Source organism: Bradyrhizobium sp., from assembly GCF_049519115.1.
Classification (GTDB): Bacteria; Pseudomonadota; Alphaproteobacteria; order Rhizobiales; family Xanthobacteraceae; genus Bradyrhizobium.
Genome location: NZ_JBEKRB010000003.1, coordinates 206666 through 222781, shown reverse-complemented (window position 1 = coordinate 222781; position 16116 = coordinate 206666). Strand labels below are relative to the sequence as shown.

General features: G+C 62.5%; 18 protein-coding genes and 1 tRNA gene. 7 read left to right on the top strand and 12 right to left on the bottom strand.

All coding sequences use genetic code 11. The features are described from left to right. Positions 1-29 precede the first annotated feature (29 nt). Entirely contained in the window at positions 30-350 is a 321-nt protein-coding gene (gene trxA, locus ABSE61_RS04510; protein WP_072818535.1) for a thioredoxin, read from the top strand. 187 nt (positions 351-537) lie between these two features. Here the strand turns inward: trxA and ABSE61_RS04505 are convergent, their stop codons facing one another. From ABSE61_RS04505 to aroA, 11 genes are all read right to left on the bottom strand, one after another. Continuing rightward, positions 538-1782, bottom strand: coding sequence for a bifunctional folylpolyglutamate synthase/dihydrofolate synthase (locus tag ABSE61_RS04505; protein ID WP_423869981.1), 1245 nt, complete (start codon positions 1780-1782; stop codon positions 538-540). 86 nt (positions 1783-1868) lie between these two features. Further along, the gene (accD, locus tag ABSE61_RS04500) at positions 1869-2810 is read right to left on the bottom strand and encodes an acetyl-CoA carboxylase, carboxyltransferase subunit beta (protein ID WP_423869857.1); all 942 of its coding nucleotides are present in this window, start codon (positions 2808-2810) and stop codon (positions 1869-1871) included. A 97-nt stretch (positions 2811-2907) separates the two neighbouring features. Beyond that, on the bottom strand, positions 2908-3732 hold the full coding sequence (gene trpA / locus ABSE61_RS04495) for a tryptophan synthase subunit alpha (protein ID WP_423869856.1): 825 nt from the start codon (positions 3730-3732) through the stop codon (positions 2908-2910). Next, on the bottom strand, positions 3729-4946 hold the full coding sequence (trpB, locus tag ABSE61_RS04490; RefSeq protein WP_423869855.1) for a tryptophan synthase subunit beta: 1218 nt from the start codon (positions 4944-4946) through the stop codon (positions 3729-3731). The genes trpA and trpB overlap by 4 nt, the downstream gene beginning before the upstream one ends. Further along, entirely contained in the window at positions 4943-5602 is a 660-nt protein-coding gene (locus tag ABSE61_RS04485) for a phosphoribosylanthranilate isomerase (RefSeq protein ID WP_423869854.1), read from the bottom strand. Before ABSE61_RS04485 ends, trpB begins: the two co-directional genes overlap by 4 nt. Positions 5603-5661: 59 nt before the next feature. Further along, positions 5662-6042 carry a lipopolysaccharide assembly protein LapA domain-containing protein gene (locus tag ABSE61_RS04480; protein WP_423869853.1) on the bottom strand — a complete coding sequence of 127 codons (381 nt, stop codon included), beginning with the start codon at positions 6040-6042 and terminating at the stop codon, positions 5662-5664. A gap of 43 nt (positions 6043-6085) precedes the next feature. Further along, positions 6086-6391 (bottom strand): integration host factor subunit beta, encoded by a 306-nt coding sequence (locus ABSE61_RS04475; protein WP_423869852.1) that lies wholly within the window; start codon positions 6389-6391, stop codon positions 6086-6088. A gap of 170 nt (positions 6392-6561) precedes the next feature. Beyond that, positions 6562-7542, bottom strand: coding sequence for a signal peptide peptidase SppA (sppA, locus tag ABSE61_RS04470; RefSeq protein ID WP_423869851.1), 981 nt, complete (start codon positions 7540-7542; stop codon positions 6562-6564). 233 nt (positions 7543-7775) lie between these two features. After that, on the bottom strand, positions 7776-9479 hold the full coding sequence (gene rpsA / locus ABSE61_RS04465) for a 30S ribosomal protein S1 (protein ID WP_423869850.1): 1704 nt from the start codon (positions 9477-9479) through the stop codon (positions 7776-7778). 241 nt (positions 9480-9720) lie between these two features. Then, positions 9721-10359 (bottom strand): (d)CMP kinase, encoded by a 639-nt coding sequence (gene cmk / locus ABSE61_RS04460; protein WP_423869849.1) that lies wholly within the window; start codon positions 10357-10359, stop codon positions 9721-9723. After that, positions 10356-11708 carry a 3-phosphoshikimate 1-carboxyvinyltransferase gene (aroA, locus tag ABSE61_RS04455; RefSeq protein WP_423869980.1) on the bottom strand — a complete coding sequence of 451 codons (1353 nt, stop codon included), beginning with the start codon at positions 11706-11708 and terminating at the stop codon, positions 10356-10358. Before aroA ends, cmk begins: the two co-directional genes overlap by 4 nt. A 305-nt stretch (positions 11709-12013) precedes the next feature. Here aroA and ABSE61_RS04450 point away from each other — a divergent pair, with 305 nt between their 5' ends. Both ABSE61_RS04450 and ABSE61_RS04445 read left to right on the top strand, forming a co-directional pair. Further along, entirely contained in the window at positions 12014-12436 is a 423-nt protein-coding gene (locus tag ABSE61_RS04450) for a TIGR02300 family protein (protein ID WP_423869848.1), read from the top strand. A gap of 147 nt (positions 12437-12583) precedes the next feature. Next, positions 12584-12659: transfer RNA gene (locus ABSE61_RS04445), tRNA-Ala, on the top strand. A 45-nt stretch (positions 12660-12704) separates the two neighbouring features. On the opposite strand, the gene ABSE61_RS04440 is transcribed toward ABSE61_RS04445, so the two are convergent. Then, on the bottom strand, positions 12705-13166 hold the full coding sequence (locus ABSE61_RS04440) for a MarR family winged helix-turn-helix transcriptional regulator (RefSeq protein ID WP_423869847.1): 462 nt from the start codon (positions 13164-13166) through the stop codon (positions 12705-12707). Positions 13167-13321: 155 nt separating this feature from the next. On the opposite strand from ABSE61_RS04440, the gene ABSE61_RS04435 reads away from it, so the two are divergent. The 4 genes from ABSE61_RS04435 (at position 13322) to ABSE61_RS04420 (ending at position 15990) form a co-directional block, all read left to right on the top strand. Next, on the top strand, positions 13322-13747 hold the full coding sequence (locus tag ABSE61_RS04435; protein WP_422256723.1) for an organic hydroperoxide resistance protein: 426 nt from the start codon (positions 13322-13324) through the stop codon (positions 13745-13747). Between the two features lie 118 nt (positions 13748-13865). After that, positions 13866-15065, top strand: a complete 1200-nt coding sequence (locus tag ABSE61_RS04430) for a CaiB/BaiF CoA transferase family protein (protein WP_423869846.1) — start codon at positions 13866-13868, stop codon at positions 15063-15065. 186 nt (positions 15066-15251) lie between these two features. Next, on the top strand, positions 15252-15677 hold the full coding sequence (locus ABSE61_RS04425) for an Hsp20 family protein (RefSeq protein ID WP_057839164.1): 426 nt from the start codon (positions 15252-15254) through the stop codon (positions 15675-15677). 49 nt (positions 15678-15726) lie between these two features. After that, the gene (locus ABSE61_RS04420) at positions 15727-15990 is read left to right on the top strand and encodes a BQ00720 family protein (RefSeq protein ID WP_423869845.1); all 264 of its coding nucleotides are present in this window, start codon (positions 15727-15729) and stop codon (positions 15988-15990) included. Positions 15991-16116 lie beyond the last annotated feature (126 nt).

The window sequence follows — 16116 nt, the reverse complement described above, 5'->3', positions numbered from 1 at the left end:
GCATTTCCTGACCCGAACGAGGTACTCAGATGTCCGTTGGTAAGGTTTCCGACACCGATTTCGAAGCCGAAGTGCTCAAGGCGCAAGGCCCGGTCGTGGTCGATTTCTGGGCTGAATGGTGCGGCCCGTGTCGAATGATCGCACCGGCGCTCGACGAGATTGCCGGCGCGATGGGCGACAAGGTCAAGATCGTCAAGCTGAACGTCGACGAGAGCCCGAAGACCGCGTCGAAGTACGGCGTGATGTCGATCCCGACGCTGATGATTTTCAAGGGCGGCGAAATGGCTTCCCGCCAGGTCGGCGCCGCGCCCAAAGCGAAGCTTCAGCAGTGGATCACCGCTGCGGTTTGATCTTCGCAAAACAAGATGATTTCAAACGGCCGGCGAAAGCCAGCCGTTTTGTTTTTACCCCACTCCGGCGTGCCCCGGATGCTGCGCAGCGTAACGATGCGCTGCCAAGCCGGGGCCCATCATGTGAGAAATGGTCCCGGCTCTGCGGGGCGGCACTGCGTGACGCACCGCGTCCGGGACACGAGAGCTAGCCTGGCAACGTGCCGTTGGCCGCAAGCACGTGACCGGCGAGATAGAGCGATCCCGTGATCAGGATCCGCGGCGGCACTTCATAGGCAAGTTGCGCGACCGTACGCAGCGCGGACTCGACGCTAACAGCACTTTCCACACGCATGCCGAGCGCGCGCGCGGCATCCATCAAGCGATCCGTCGGCATCGCGCCATCGCGATCCGGGATCGTGACCGCGATGATGTGGCGGGTGAGGCCGGCAAAATTGGCAAGGAAGCCACCGGCATCCTTGTTCGCCATCATGCCGACGATGAGCACCAGCGGACGCGATACCCGCTCCTCGAGGTCGCCGAGGGCAGCCGCCGCGACACGGCCGCCTTCCGCATTGTGACCGCCGTCGAGCCAGATTTCCCCGCCCGCCGGTCCTTGATCCACCAGCGGGCCTGAACCCAACCGCTGCATCCGCGCCGGCCATTCCGCATTTACAACGCCCGCCTCGAAGGCGGAGGGTTCGATCTTGAAGACGTCGAGCGCGCGCAAGGTCGCGACCGCCAGGCCCGCATTGTCGAATTGATGACGACCGAACAATCTTGGCGCCGCCAGATCCAGCAAGCCGCGTTCGTCCTGGTAGACGAGACGCCCGCGCTCGACACTGACATGCCACTCCTGACCCGCACGAAAGAGCGGCGCACGCAGGCGCCGCGCGCATCTCTCGATCGCATCGAGCGCCTCGGGCTCCTGTCCAGCGCAGATCACGGGAACGCCGCGCTTGATAATTCCGGCCTTTTCAGTCGCAATCGACTGCAGAGAAGGACCAAGAAATTCGGTGTGATCAATCCCGATCGATGAAATCACGCTGGCTGCGGGCGTCTCGATCAAATTGGTCGCGTCGAGCCTTCCGCCAAGGCCCACCTCGAGCAAGACCGCGTCCGCCGGATTCCGCGCGAACAGATCGAAGGCGGCAGCGGTTTCCATTTCGAAAAGCGTAATCGGTTCGCCTGCATTGGCGTTTTCACAGCGTTCCAAAGTGGCGCCCAACTCGGTGTCATCGACAAGAACGCCGCCGCCGGCACGACCGAGCCGATAACATTCGTTCAGCCTCACCAGATAGGGCGAGGTGAAGGCGTGGACACGATAACCCGCGGCCTCCAGGATCGCGCGCAAATAAGCGACGGTTGAGCCCTTGCCGTTGGTGCCGGCGACATGAATGACCGGCGGCAATTTGCGTTCGGGATGATCGAGCCGTTGCAGCAACCGTTGCATCCGCTCCAGACCAAGGTCGATGCGTTTGGGATGCAGCCGGGATAACCGGGCAATCAGATCGCCGTGCGGCACAGGGGAAAATCCGCTCACACGGATGGCGCGGCCGGCACCATCTCCGAGGCCGGCGGAATCATGGCCGGCGGCGCAACGGGCGCAATCGGCTTCATTGCGCTTTCCGGCGCCGGCGATTTGGTCAACAGACGGCATAGCCGCGCCAACGTTGGACGCAACTCATGGCGATGCACGACCATGTCGACCATGCCATGGTCTTTCAGATATTCGGCGCGCTGGAAGCCATCCGGCAGTTTTTCACGGATGGTTTGTTCGATCACGCGCGCGCCGGCAAAGCCGATCAGAGCGCCGGGCTCGGCGATCTGCACGTCACCGAGCATCGCATAGGACGCGGTGACGCCGCCGGTGGTCGGATTGGTGAGCACGACGATATAGGGCAGCTTAGCTTCACGCAGCATCTGCACCGCGACCGTGGTCCGCGGCATCTGCATCAGCGATAAAATGCCCTCCTGCATACGGGCGCCGCCGGACGCCGCAAACACGATGAAAGGCGATCTCTTTTCGAGCGCGAGTTCAAGTCCGCGCACGATCGCTTCTCCGGCCGCCATACCTAGCGAGCCGCCCATGAAATCGAAATCCTGCACCGCGACAACGACGGCCGCGCCTTCGAGCTTGCCGTAACCGACCTTGACGGCATCATTGAGTCCAGTCCGGGCGCGCGCATCCCTGACGCGATCGACATATTTGCGTTCGTCGCGAAATTTCAGCGGATCGGCCTGCACGTCAGGCAGCGCTACATCGAACCAGGTCTCGTTGTCGAAGATCGATTTGAGACGCGCCACCGCGCCCATGCGCATGTGATAGTTCGAGCCCGGAATAACGAACTGATTGGCTTCGACATCCTTGTAGAACACGAGCTGTCCGGAGTCGGGACACTTGATCCACAAATTTTCCGGCGTCTCACGGCGCAGAATGTTGCGGATCTTCGGCCGGACAACGTTGGTGAGCCAATTCATGTTGCGCTCCGAATGCCTTCACTCGTCTGGTTACATATGGCCTTCCCGGGAATGCCGGGCAAGGCGCGCGTTACGCACCGTTCCCGAAATCACCGGTCTATTTCGCGCCCCTGACGCCGACCGCCAATGCAGTCGCCAGGTCAACCACGGCGGCGACGGTCCTGGCCGTAGCCGCGCCGTTCGCATCGAGGTTGCCGCGCAAGGCATCCACAAGCGCGGAGCCGACCACGGCGCCATCGGCCTTGGCTGCAATCGCGGCGGCGGCCTCCGGCGTGCGGATGCCGAAGCCGACACAGACCGGCAAGGCCGTGTGCCGCTTGATGCGGGCAACGGCATCACCCACCACGCCTGAATCGGCGCTCGCGCTGCCGGTGATGCCGGTGACGGAAACGTAATAGACAAAGCCGGAGGTATTGGCGAGCACGGCCGGCAGGCGTCTGTCGTCGGTGGTCGGCGTCGCGAGCCGGATAAAGTTCAATCCAGCCTCAAGCGCCGGCACGCATAATTCAGAGTCTTCTTCGGGCGGCAGATCGACGACGATCAAGCCGTCGACGCCGGCGGACTTGGCATCGGCGAGGAATTTATCGACGCCATAAATATAGATCGGGTTGTAGTAACCCATCAGCACCAGCGGCGTCGTATCGTCGTCCTTGCGAAAATCGCGCACCAACGCCAGCGTCTTCTTCAGGGTCATGCCGGCTTTGAGCGCGCGCAAGCCCGCCGCCTGGATTGCCGGACCGTCCGCCATCGGATCGGTAAAGGGCATACCGATTTCAATGACGTCGGCGCCCGCTTTCGGCAGCGCCTTGATGATCGCAAGCGAGGTTGCCGGATCGGGATCGCCGGCCATCAGGAAGGTGACGAGAGCCGAGCGGCGTTCTTTCTTCAGCTGCGCAAAACGCGCATCGATGCGGGTGGTCACTTCTGCTTCCCTCGCAGGATGTCGCCGACTTGCGGCACGTCCTTGTCGCCGCGACCGGAGAGATTGATCACCATCAGATGATCTTTCGGCCGCTTGGGCGCGAGTTCCAAGACCTTGGCGATGGCGTGCGCGGGTTCAAGCGCCGGGATGATGCCTTCGAGCCGCGACAACAACTGAAACGCAGCGAGCGCCTCGTCGTCGGTCGCCGACAGATATTGGACCCGGCCGATTTCATGGAGCCAGGAATGCTCCGGTCCAATGCCCGGATAATCGAGCCCGGCAGAAATCGAATGCGCGTCCTGGATCTGGCCGTCATCGTCCATCAAGAGATAAGTCCGATTGCCGTGCAGCACACCCGGCCGGCCGCCGGCGATCGACGCCGCATGCAACTGCGTCAGGCCGTGACCGGCGGCTTCGACGCCAAAGATTTCGACCGAGGGATCGTCGAGGAACGGGTGGAACAGGCCCATCGCGTTGGAGCCACCGCCGATGCAAGCGACAAGCGAATCCGGCAAGCGGCCTTCCGCTTCCTGCATCTGCGTGCGGGTTTCTTCGCCGATCACCGACTGGAAGTCGCGCACCATCATCGGATAAGGATGCGGCCCCGCCACCGTGCCGATGCAATAGAACGTGTCGTGGACGTTGGTAACCCAGTCGCGCAGCGCTTCGTTCATGGCGTCTTTCAGCGTGCGCGTCCCCGATTGTACCGGGATTACCGTGGCGCCCAGCATCTCCATGCGAATGACATTTTGCTGCTGCCGCTCGACGTCGACCGCGCCCATATAGACGAAGCATTCGAGCCCGAAGCGCGCGCACAGCGTTGCGGTGGCAACGCCATGCTGGCCCGCGCCGGTCTCCGCGATGATGCGCTTCTTGCCCATGCGCCGCGCCACCATGATCTGGCCGAGCACATTGTTGACCTTGTGGGAGCCGGTGTGATTGAGCTCCTCGCGCTTGAAATAGATTTTGGCGCCGCCAAGATGCTCGGTGAGCCGCTCGGCGAAATAAAGCGGCGACGGACGGCCGACATAGTTCTTTAAGTAACCGGTCATTTCCGCATGGAATGCCGGGTCGGCCTTGGCCTCAGCGTAGGCTTTTTCCAGATCGAGGATCAGCGGCATCAGGGTTTCGGCGACAAACCGGCCGCCGAAAATGCCGAAATGCCCGTACTCGTCGGGACCGCTTCGGAAGGAATTTGGGATAGGCTTGTTCATCGAACCATCAGCTCTTGGGTTGCGCGCGCCGCGCGAATAAAGGCGCGGATCATATCGGGGTCCTTGATGCCGGGAGCGCGTTCGACGCCGGAAGAGACATCCACCCCGCCGGCCCGCGTCAGGCGGGCGGCTTCCGAGACGTTATCCGCATGAAGGCCGCCCGAGACCATGAACGGTAGTTTGAGGTCGAGATTCTCCAGCACATGCCAGTCGAACACCGCACCCAACCCGCCCGGCCGCGTCGCTTCGCGGGGCGCGTGGGCATCAAATAGAATGCGATCGGCGACATCTGCATAGCCAGGCAACGCGGCGAGATCGGCCGAGGTTTCGACAGGAATTGCCTTCATCACCGGCAAGCCGAACCGGCGCTTGATATCGCGCAGCCGCGCCGCGTTCTCGTGGCCGTGCAACTGGAGCAGATCGGGCTGCAGGGCTTTCACAATACCCTCCAGCGTCGCATCATCGGCATCGACCGTGAGCGCCACTTTGGCGGCGCGGCCTTTGACGGCCCGACCGAGGTCACGCGCGGCCTCGAGCGCGAGATGGCGCGGCGACGGCGGAAAGAACACGAACCCGACCATGTCCGCGCCAGCATCCAGCGCGACGTCGAGCGTCTCGCGCGTGGACAGGCCGCAAATCTTGACGATCAAGGACATGTTCAAAGGCAATGGTTAAGGGAGCCGTACGGCCCCGGGAAAGGCGTTTGGCGCGGGTTCTACAACGTCGCGCCGTACTTGTCTCGCCGATATCCAACCTGCGGAACAGTAGTCGGAGGCGCCGAATCCCGCTGCTGGGATAGCGCGTTGGTCCGCCAATCGGCCAGTTGCGCCCGAAGCTCGCGCGCATCCGCCTCATGCTGCCGGGCGGCGCGGCGCCAACGGCGCTGGCCGACCCAGGTGGCTGAGCCACCCGCCACGACCCCTAAAATGGCCACCGCAATGATGACCACGAAGAGCGGCAGGGTAATGCCGAGCTCAGGGTCATTGGAATTGAACGGGTCGAAGGAGACCGTGACCAGGTGACGATTGGCCACCGCAAAGACCACGAGGATCACTGCCAGCGGGATCCATACAATCGCGTTGAGAAATTTGCGCATGATCCTCTTTCGCTGCGTTCAAAGAGAACGGGATCAATCAGCTTCAGGTTCCGGCGTCCGTTCCCCCGCTTTCGCGGTTCAGCCGTTCGCGCATTTCCTTGCCGGTTTTGAAAAACGGGACGCTCTTCTGATCGACCGGCACATGCGCACCGGTGCGCGGATTGCGCCCGGCACGGGCCGGACGATGTTTGACCGAGAAGGCGCCAAAACCACGCAACTCAACCCGATCGCCACGCGCCAAGGCTGCGACGATCTCATCGAGAATTGCGTTCACAATGTTCTCCACATCCCGCTGATAGAGGTGCGGGTTGTGCTCGGCGATGCGCTGAACGAGTTCGGATTTGATCATCGAGACGGGGACCCGGGAACATACGGTTATGCATTTCCGTGAAAATGCCTTGAACTGTCAAGACGCTAAATGAGATTTGGCGCGCGCGAAATCACGTGACAAACGACTGGTGCCGTATTGTGACAGGGCCCGCACCCTGCAACCGCAGTGCGGAAACAGCTTTATGCGGCTTAATTCGCCCCGGCCGGGTGCCAGAGCGCGAGCATGCCCTCGAGGCCGAGACGATCGGCGGCCTGGGCCATGCCGGTCTGCTCGATTTGCCGCGCGACCGCGCTTAGGCCGAGTGCATCGAACGTGATAGCGGCGGCCGTCCGCAGGAATGTGAGGTCGCCGAAACGCGGCGTGAGCTTGTAGTCGCGCACCGGCAGATCGGCCTTGACGCCTTTTTGCGCAACCAGCCAGGCCACGGCCGATTTCTCGTCGCCAAGCTGGTCGATCAACTTGAGGTCGACCGCTTGACGGCCGGTGAACACGCGACCGTCGGCAACCTTTTCGAGCTGCGCGTCGTCCATGGCCCGCCGTTCCTTCACGAGGCCACGGAACCAGGCGTAGGAATCCTTCACCAGCGCGTCCAGCGCTGCACGCGCCTCGGGGCTGGTCGGTTCAAAGCCGTTCGGCGCGGCCTTCAGCGGCGAGGATTTCACTTCCTCGACCTTGACTCCGACGGTCTTCAGCAATTCGGAGAAGTTCGGAAACTGAAACAGCACGCCGATCGAACCCACCAGCGAGCTCTGCTGGGCGATGATGTGATCGGCGGCAATCGCGGTGATATAGCCGCCTGACGCCGCCAGCCCCTCGACCACCACGACCAGCGGCTTCTTGGCCTTCAGCCGCGTCAGCGCGTCATAGAGCTGCTCGGAGCCGGCCGTGGTGCCGCCGGGCGAATTGATATGAACGATGACAGCGGCAGCCTGCGATTTCTCCAGCCGCTCCAGCGCCTCGACCCGTTCCTGATCGCTGCGGATCAGGCCTTCGATGTTGATGCGGGCAATCGAGCCTGCCGCGGTCAATCCGGTTCTGCCGCCGGGCGCCGCGATCACGGCAACCGCGATGATCGCCCCAATCGCGATCAATGCCGCAGCCACGCGCCAGAACGTCAGCTTGCGCCGGATCCTGCGGCGATCGACGATGACATCGGAGTCCAGCGACATTGAAACTCTCCCGAAAAGCAGCATGGAATGGGTATGCCGTCTTTCGCGCCATACCGTTAAAAATCCCGCGCCCTGATTACATCAATTGCCGCGCAATTTGAAGAAAACAAGACCTGTGTTTCCGCACCTCCACGACACGAAAGCACCGCAAATCTTCCGATCGGGCAAATCCCCAAAATAAAAGGCCCCGGTCGAAACCGGGGCCCGTTGTTTTCAGCAATAAAGCCGAAGACTTATTTGTCGGTCCGCTGCTTGAGCGCGGTGCCGAGGATGTCGCCGAGCGTCGCACCCGAATCGGAGGAGCCGTATTGGGCGATGGCTTCCTTTTCTTCGGCGACTTCGAGCGCCTTGATCGAGACCTGCACCTTGCGGGCCTTCTTGTCGAACTGGATCACCCGTGCATCGACCTTTTCGCCGACGGCGAAACGCTCGGCGCGCTGATCGTTGCGGTCACGGGCAAGCTCGGAGCGCTTAATGAAGGTGGTGAAGTCGGTGCCGACGATCTTCACGTCGATGCCGCCTTCCTTCACGTCGAGCACTTCGCAGGTCACGACCGCACCCTTCTTGACGTCGCCCGGCTCGGCGAAGGGATCGCCTTCGAGCTGCTTGACGCCGAGCGAGATACGCTCCTTTTCGACATCCACGTCGAGCACCACGGCCTTGACCATGTCGCCCTTCTTGAAGTTGTCGATCACCTGCTCGCCCGGCTGCTTCCAGTCGAGGTCGGACAGATGGACCATGCCGTCGACATCGCCCTCGAGCCCAAGGAACAGGCCGAACTCGGTCTTGTTCTTGACTTCGCCTTCGACGGTAGCGCCGACCGGGAACTTCTCGACGAAGACTTCCCAGGGATTGCGCATGGTCTGCTTGAGACCGAGCGAAATGCGGCGCTTGACCGAATCGACTTCGAGCACCTGCACTTCGACTTCCTGCGAGGTCGAAACGATCTTGCCGGGATGCATGTTCTTCTTGGTCCACGACATCTCCGAGACGTGGATCAGGCCTTCGATGCCCGGCTCGAGCTCGACGAACGCACCGTAGTCGGTGATGTTGGTGACACGGCCGGTAAAGCGCGAGTTGAGCGGATACTTCGCCTCGATGCCCTGCCACGGATCGTCCAGCAACTGCTTCATGCCGAGCGATATACGGTGGGTCTCGTGGTTGATCTTGATGATCTTGACCTTCACCGTCTGGCCGATGGTCAACACCTCGGTCGGATGGTTGACACGACGCCACGCGATATCGGTGACGTGCAACAGGCCATCGATGCCGCCGAGATCGACGAACGCACCGTAATCGGTGATATTCTTGACGACACCGTCGATCACCTGACCCTCTTCGAGATTCTGCACCAGCTCCTGACGCTGTTCGGCGCGGGTCTCTTCCAGAACCGTACGGCGCGACACCACGATGTTGCCGCGGCGGCGATCCATCTTGAGGATCTGGAACGGCTGCGAATTGTTCATCAAGGGCGCGACGTCACGGATCGGACGGATATCGACCTGCGAGCGCGGCAGGAAGGCGACAGCGCCGTCGAGATCGACGGTGAAACCACCCTTGACCTGGTTGAAGATGACGCCGTGGACCTTCTCGTTGTTGTTGAAGGCCTTCTCGAGCTTGCCCCAGCTCTCCTCGCGGCGCGCCTTGTCGCGCGACAGCACGGCTTCGCCGAGCGCGTTCTCGATCCGGTCGAGGAACACCTCGACTTCATCGCCGACCTTGAGGTCGCTTTCGCGGCCGGGCCCGGCGAATTCGCGCAGCGCCACGCGGCCTTCGGTTTTCAGGCCGACATCGATGACGGCCATATCTTTCTCGATCGCAACCACCTTGCCCTTGATGACGGAGCTTTCCTGAAGGTTGCCGCCGGCAAAGGACTCATCGAGCATCGCGGCGAAATCGTCGCGGGTGGGACTATAGGAACTAGCAGTCGAAGCCATTTGTTCTCCAGATGCGGGGATTGCCGGCCGTCTCGGGTTTAAGGGCGCATCGGACGCGAAGGGTCAGGGTTCCGCAAACTCTGACGACCGCCTCGCAACCAATTGCGAGAGCGGGCCGGCTGTTAGCCTTGCACGTTCGATACGTTGATTTGGTCCGGGAACGGATGATCTCGAATATTCTGTTCGAGATATCGACTTCCAAAGCTTAAAGAGCGGGCTTTCCTCCAATGACGGCTGAGGCTCAAACCTCACGCCGGCCCGCTCGGACGGCCTCGATAATGTCGATGGCGGCCCGGACGCCGCCTTCTATATCCAAATGGGAGTTATCGAGCAAGTAAGCATCTTCGGCCGGCTTTAAAGGCGCAACGGCCCGGCTCCGGTCGCGTTCGTCGCGGGCCAGGATATCGGCCAGGATCGCCGCCTCGTCGGCCGCCTCCCCCCTCGCCTGCGCCTCCAGGGTTCGGCGGCGGGCACGCACCTCGGGGTCGGCCACCACGAAGATTTTGACGTCGGCGTTCGGGCAGATCACGGTGCCGATGTCCCTGCCATCCAGCACCGCCCCGGGCGGGTCAGCAGCAAACTGCCGCTGAAAATTCAACAGCACCTCGCGCACTTCCGGGTAGGCCGAGACCACGGAAGCGGCTGTGCCAACTTGATGCGATTTCAGCGCCGGATCGTCGAGGGTTTGGGGGTCGAGCCCCCGCGCCGCGGCGACCGCGGCAGCCTCATCCCCAAGGTCCGCCCCTCGGCTGATCAGCGCGTGCGCGACGGCGCGGTAGATCGCCCCGGTATCGAGATGACGGTAGCCATAATGCGCGGCCAGGCGCTTGGCGAGCGTGCCCTTGCCCGAGGCCGCGGGTCCGTCGATGGCGATAATCATGAGAGGTCGGCCCCAAGGGAGCGCATCATCGGGATGAAGTCCGGAAAGCTGGTGGCGATGAAGGCGGTATCGTCGACCTTGACCGGCTCGTCGGAGGCAAGCCCCATCACCAGCGCCGACATCGCGATCCGGTGGTCCATGTGGGTCGCGACAAGCCCGCCGCCGGGCACATGGCCCTTGCCTTCGACGATCAGGTCGTCGCCCGATATCTCGACCTTGACGCCGTTGACGCGCAGCATGTCGGCGGTGGCCTCCAAGCGGTCGGATTCCTTGAGCCGCAATTCGCTCAAGCCCCGCATGATGGTGGTGCCTTCGGCAAAGCTCGCCGCTACCGCCAGCACCAGATATTCGTCGATCATCGAGGGCGCACGTTCCGGCGGAACTTCGACGCCCTTCAACTTCGAACCGCGCACGCGCAATTCCGCCATCGGCTCGCCGGCATCGGTGCGAACCCCGCGCTCTTCGATCAATCCGCCCATCTCGCGCAGCGTCGTGAACAGCCCGGTACGCAGCGGATTGGTCATGACGTCGGAAAAAATCAGATCCGAGCCTTCGACGATCAGTGCCGCCACGATCGGAAACGCGGCCGAGGACGGATCGGCCGGCACGACCACCTTTTCTCCGTGCAGTTCGGGCTGACCGGTGAGCACGATCTTGCGGCCGTGCTGGCCCTCCGGCGTCGAGACGATCTGCGCTCCAAAATGCCGCAGCATCAACTCGGTGTGGTCGCGGCTGGCTTCGTTTTCGATCACCGTGGTCACCCCCGGCGCGGCCAAGCCTGCCAGCAGCACCGCGGATTTGATCTGCGCGGAGGCAACCGGCGTCCGGTAGAGGATCGGCAGGGGATCGCGCGCGCCCGCCAGGCTCAACGGCAGCCGGCCACCTTGGCCACCGCTGGCGACCCGGGCGCCCATCAATTCGAGGGGATCGAGTATCCGCCGCATTGGCCTTGAACGCAGCGAGGCGTCGCCGTCGAAAACCGCCGTAATCGGACAGCCGGCGACCGCCCCCATCACCAAACGGCATCCGGTGCCGGAATTACCGAAGTCGAGCGGTCCTTCCGGCTCGGCAAAGCCAGTGACACCCACGCCTTCGACCTTCCAGGCAAAGTCGCCGGTCCGCTCGACCTTGGCGCCCAAAGCCCGCATCGATTTGGCGGTATTGAGGACATCTTCGCCCTCGAGCAGGCCCGATATGCGGGTTTCGCCGACCGCCAGCGCGCCCAAAATCAGGGCCCGGTGCGAAATCGACTTGTCGCCGGGAACACGGACCCGCCCGGTCAGGGGACGGCTGCTGCGGGCCTGAAGGGGCGTTTTATGATCGTCGGCGCGGTCCGAATGGGTCAAGATTGTGTCCCTGAGAACATGAGGTTTGGCAGCGGTGTCGTTATGGGCGGGGGCCTTCTCACCAAGGCCAAATCCAAAACCGTACTAAAATCCTGTATTTGCCGGTGTCGCTCCGGTTCTGACACGCATCAACGTGCCGGTAGCCACAGGATGGGAATGTCAAAGCCGGAAGGCTCGCGGCCGCGTTCTAGCATTGGCCGGCGCGCCGCGTCACGTCCGGCCCCATCCTGCGCAAAGCACTATTGACAGCGGCGTGCCAACTAGCCAATTGAAGCACCGCTTTTCGAAAGATTCCCAGGATTTTAAACGTGGCCAAATCCGATCTCGGAACCAAACGCATTTGCCCGACGACGGGTAAGAAATTTTACGACCTCAACAAGAGCCCGGTGATATCGCCCTATACGGGCGAGGTCGTGCCGATCGCACCAGTGGCGCCGCCCCGGATGGCGCGCGGCGACGCTGCGCGTGCCAGCGCTGCGGCTGCGGCCGCCGCTGAAGCAACGCCGGAGCCGGTGGAGGCCGAAGAGTTGGTGCCGCTCGAGGAGGCCGATGCCGAAGAGAACACCGGCAAGGTCAAGGCGGTCGTCCCTGAATCGGAAGACGACATCGAAATCGACGAGACGATCGAGGACGATGATGATGACGACTCCACCTTCATCGCCGACGAAGAAGAAGGCGATGAAGACGTGACCGACATCATCGGCGACGTCGGAGGCGACGAGGAGACTTGAGATCGGCCCTGAACTGTGTTCAGGGTCGTAAGACGCGCGTGACCTAAGGCGCGCGGTTGGCATAACCGGAAAAAGTGGTATCCGGTTTTCCTTCGCGACAAACGCCCGGGCGCTTGCACGGCGGTTATGCTAAGGATCTGGCGTTAAGGGGCCATAGCTCAGCTGGGAGAGCGCTTGCATGGCATGCAAGAGGTCGGCGGTTCGATCCCGCCTGGCTCCACCAGGCTTCGCCTGCTTAGGCTAGGCAAGCCCGCAACGCTGCCACCCCCTATTCCTCCACCACCGCATTGAGCCGGTCGCGTAGCGCGACGATCTCGTTCTTCATCGCCAGCAATTCCGTCACCGAACATTCCGACGCCGCCAGGATCGACGGCGGCACGGCGCGCGCTTTGTCCTTCAGCGCCTGCCCCTGCGACGTAAGGCCGATCAACACCTGCCGTTCGTCTTCGGTCGAACGGGCGCGCTTGATGAGTCCGGCCTGTTCCAGCCGCTTGAGCAGCGGGGTCAGCGTGCCGGAGTCCAGAAATAGCCGCTCGCCGATCTCCTTGACCGGAACGCCGTCGCGCTCCCATAGCACCAGCATGACGAGGTATTGCGGATAGGTCAGGCCGAGGCGATCGAGCAGCGGCTTGTAAACGCGATTGAAAGCGTGCGCCGCGGAGTAGACGGCAAAGCAAATCTGGTTGTCGAGCCGCAGTATCTGGTCTGCGGCCGGCGGTTTTCGGGCCATTTCGGTATCCTCGTCACAATCGGCCGGCATTGTGGGCCGGGATAGGCCCATATTCAATTGCGTACAATTAAATGTGAGGCCTCCCATTTTATATTGTGCACAATCGAATTGCTTGCAATACATCTAGCGTTGAAATCGAAACAGAGGAGACCCCCATGTCCGTGAATGTGCTCTACAAGACCCAGGCCAAGGCGACCGGCGGCCGTGACGGCCACGCCGCGACGCTGGACGGCGCCCTCGACGTCAAGCTCACCACACCCAAGGAACTCGGCGGCGGCGGCGGCGCCGGCAACAACCCCGAACAGCTTTTCGCCGCCGGCTACGCCGCCTGCTTCATCGGCGCGATGAAATTCGTCTCCTCGCAAGGCGGCCCGAAGGTGCCTGCGGACGCGGCGGTGACGTCAACGGTCGGCATCGGCCCGCGCTCGGAAGGCGGTTTCGGTCTCGACATCGCGCTGGAGGTCTCATTGCCGGGGTTGGCGCGCGCGGACGCCGAGGCGCTGGTCGCCAAGGCGCATCAGGTGTGCCCCTACTCCAACGCCACCCGCAACAATGTCGACGTCCGCCTGACGGTGGTCTGATCAGGTCAAACGGCGGCCTGTCAGGAATGACAGGCTGCCTCGACCGAAAACCGATTGATGGCGGTGACGAAGACCGCTAGCTCTCAAAGCCCTAAACGCATTTGAGCGAAGGTTTTCGATGACTGAAATCAATTCGGGCGCGATGGCGGGCCTGCGCGTGATCGATCTCACACGCGTGCTCGGTGGCCCCTTCTGCACCCAGATCCTCGCCGACCACGGCGCCAATGTCATCAAGGTCGAACCGCCGGCCGGCGACGAGGTGCGCGACTGGGGGCCGCCGTTCCACGGCGAAGATGCGGCCTATTTCGTCGGCATCAACCGCAACAAGCGCTCGGTCGGCCTCGACCTCGCTTCCGAAGGCGGCCGTACGGTGCTGCTGAAGATGCTTGAGAGCGCCGACGTATTGATCGAGAATTTCAAGCCCGGCACCCTCGATAAATGGGGCATCGGCAGCGAGACCCTGCGCGCGAAATTTCCCAAACTCGTTCACTGCCGCATCTCGGGCTTCGGCGCCGACGGACCGCGTGGCGGCAATCCCGGCTACGACGCGATTATCCAGGCGATGACCGGAATGATCCTGGCGACCGGCTCGCCGCAATCGGGCCCGATGCGGATTGGCGTTCCCGTGGTCGACATCACCACCGGACTTTATGCTGCGATCGGCATCTTGATGGCGCTGTCGGAGCGGCAACGCTCCGGGCAAGGACAGTTTATTGAAACGACGCTGTTCGAAGCCGGGCTCGCGGTCATGCATCCGCACAACGCGAATTATTTCATGCACGGCAAACCGCCCTCGCTCACCGGCAACGAACATCCCAACCTCGTGCCTTACGCGATCTTCCCGACGCGCACCGACAACATCTTCATCGGCGTCGGCAATGACGGCACCTTCCGCAAGCTCGCCAAGGAAATCGGCAAGCCGGAACTCGCGGCCGACCCGCGCTTTGCCCGCAACCGGGATCGCGTCGCCAACCGCGACGCCTTGCGCGAAGAACTCGCCGCCGTGTTCAGCCAGCACGATGCCGAACCGCTGTGCAATCGCCTGCTGGCTGCAGGCCTGCCGGCAGGCCCGGTCCAGTCGATCGACAAGGCCCTGACCAGCCCGCACGCCGTCCACCGCGGCGATGTCGTGGAAAAGGATTGGTACAAGGGCGTGGCCTCGCCGATCCGGATGGAGCGCACCAAGGCGAGCTTGCGCAGCGTTCCACCCACATTCGGCCAGCACACCGCCGAGGTCCTCGCCGAGTTCGGCTACTCCGGGTCCGAGATCGAGGGCCTGGCGGCAGAGGGCGTGATCTGCACCGAACGCCGCCGTTAACCAACGGCGGCACTTTCCTCAAAAGCCCGTTGGGGAAAGGCTTTGGCGGCATCGACGGGATGCTTGAACACCCCCAAATGATGCCCATATTGGCTGGTGACCGGTGGGTGAATCCACCTTCAGGTCATGTTGGGGCGCCGCAAGGGCCCCGGAACTTCAAAGTCGCTTCGAGAGGACTTTGCAAATATGTCTCGTGTTCCCTCGTTATCGAGCCCGTTTTTGCTGGGATTTGATGAAATCGAGCGTGCGCTCGATCGCGTCGTCAAGGGTGCGGACGGCTATCCTCCCTACAACATCGAACGTTGCGACCGCGCCAATGGGCAGCCCGAACGGCTGCGCATCACGCTGGCGGTAGCGGGATTTACCCGCGATCAACTCGATGTAACCACTGAGGAAAACCAGCTCGTCATCCGCGGACGCCAGCAGGACGACAAGGCCCGGCAATACATCCATCGCGGCATCGCCGCGCGCCACTTCCAGCGCACCTTCGTGCTGGCGGAGGGGATGCTCGTGCTGGGCGCGGACTTGAAAAACGGGCTGTTGTCGATCGATCTCGCCCGGCCGGAACCGGAAAGAGTCGTTAAGACAATTGCTATCAATGAGCACGAATAATGGAACGAGTAGCGGACTCGACCGCTTGGACTCAGAAGGAGTCGAGACGATGACCGAAGTTAATGTTGCGTTAGAACCCCGCGTCTCCCTGGAGGCGTTGGCGAGCCTCGGCGAGGGCCATATCGCCTATGTGAAGCAGATCCGATCCGAAGACGTGCCGGACCTGTTCCCGCAGGCGCCGACGATCGCGCCCGGGCTGAAACTGTTTGCGCTCCACGCCGCCGACGGCACCCCGATCATGCTGACCGATTCGCGTGAAGCCGCGGTCGCGAATGCCTGGAGCAATGAACTGCAGGCCGTGAGCGTCCACTGACGGCGTAAGCTTCGCGAGCGCCTGGAAAAGCCCAAGACCGGAAAAAACCCAGGCGCGGGCTCAAGCGGATCAATCGAACGCGGACGGCGCCCGAGCGATCGGGCGCACCCGTGTTTTTCGACAACC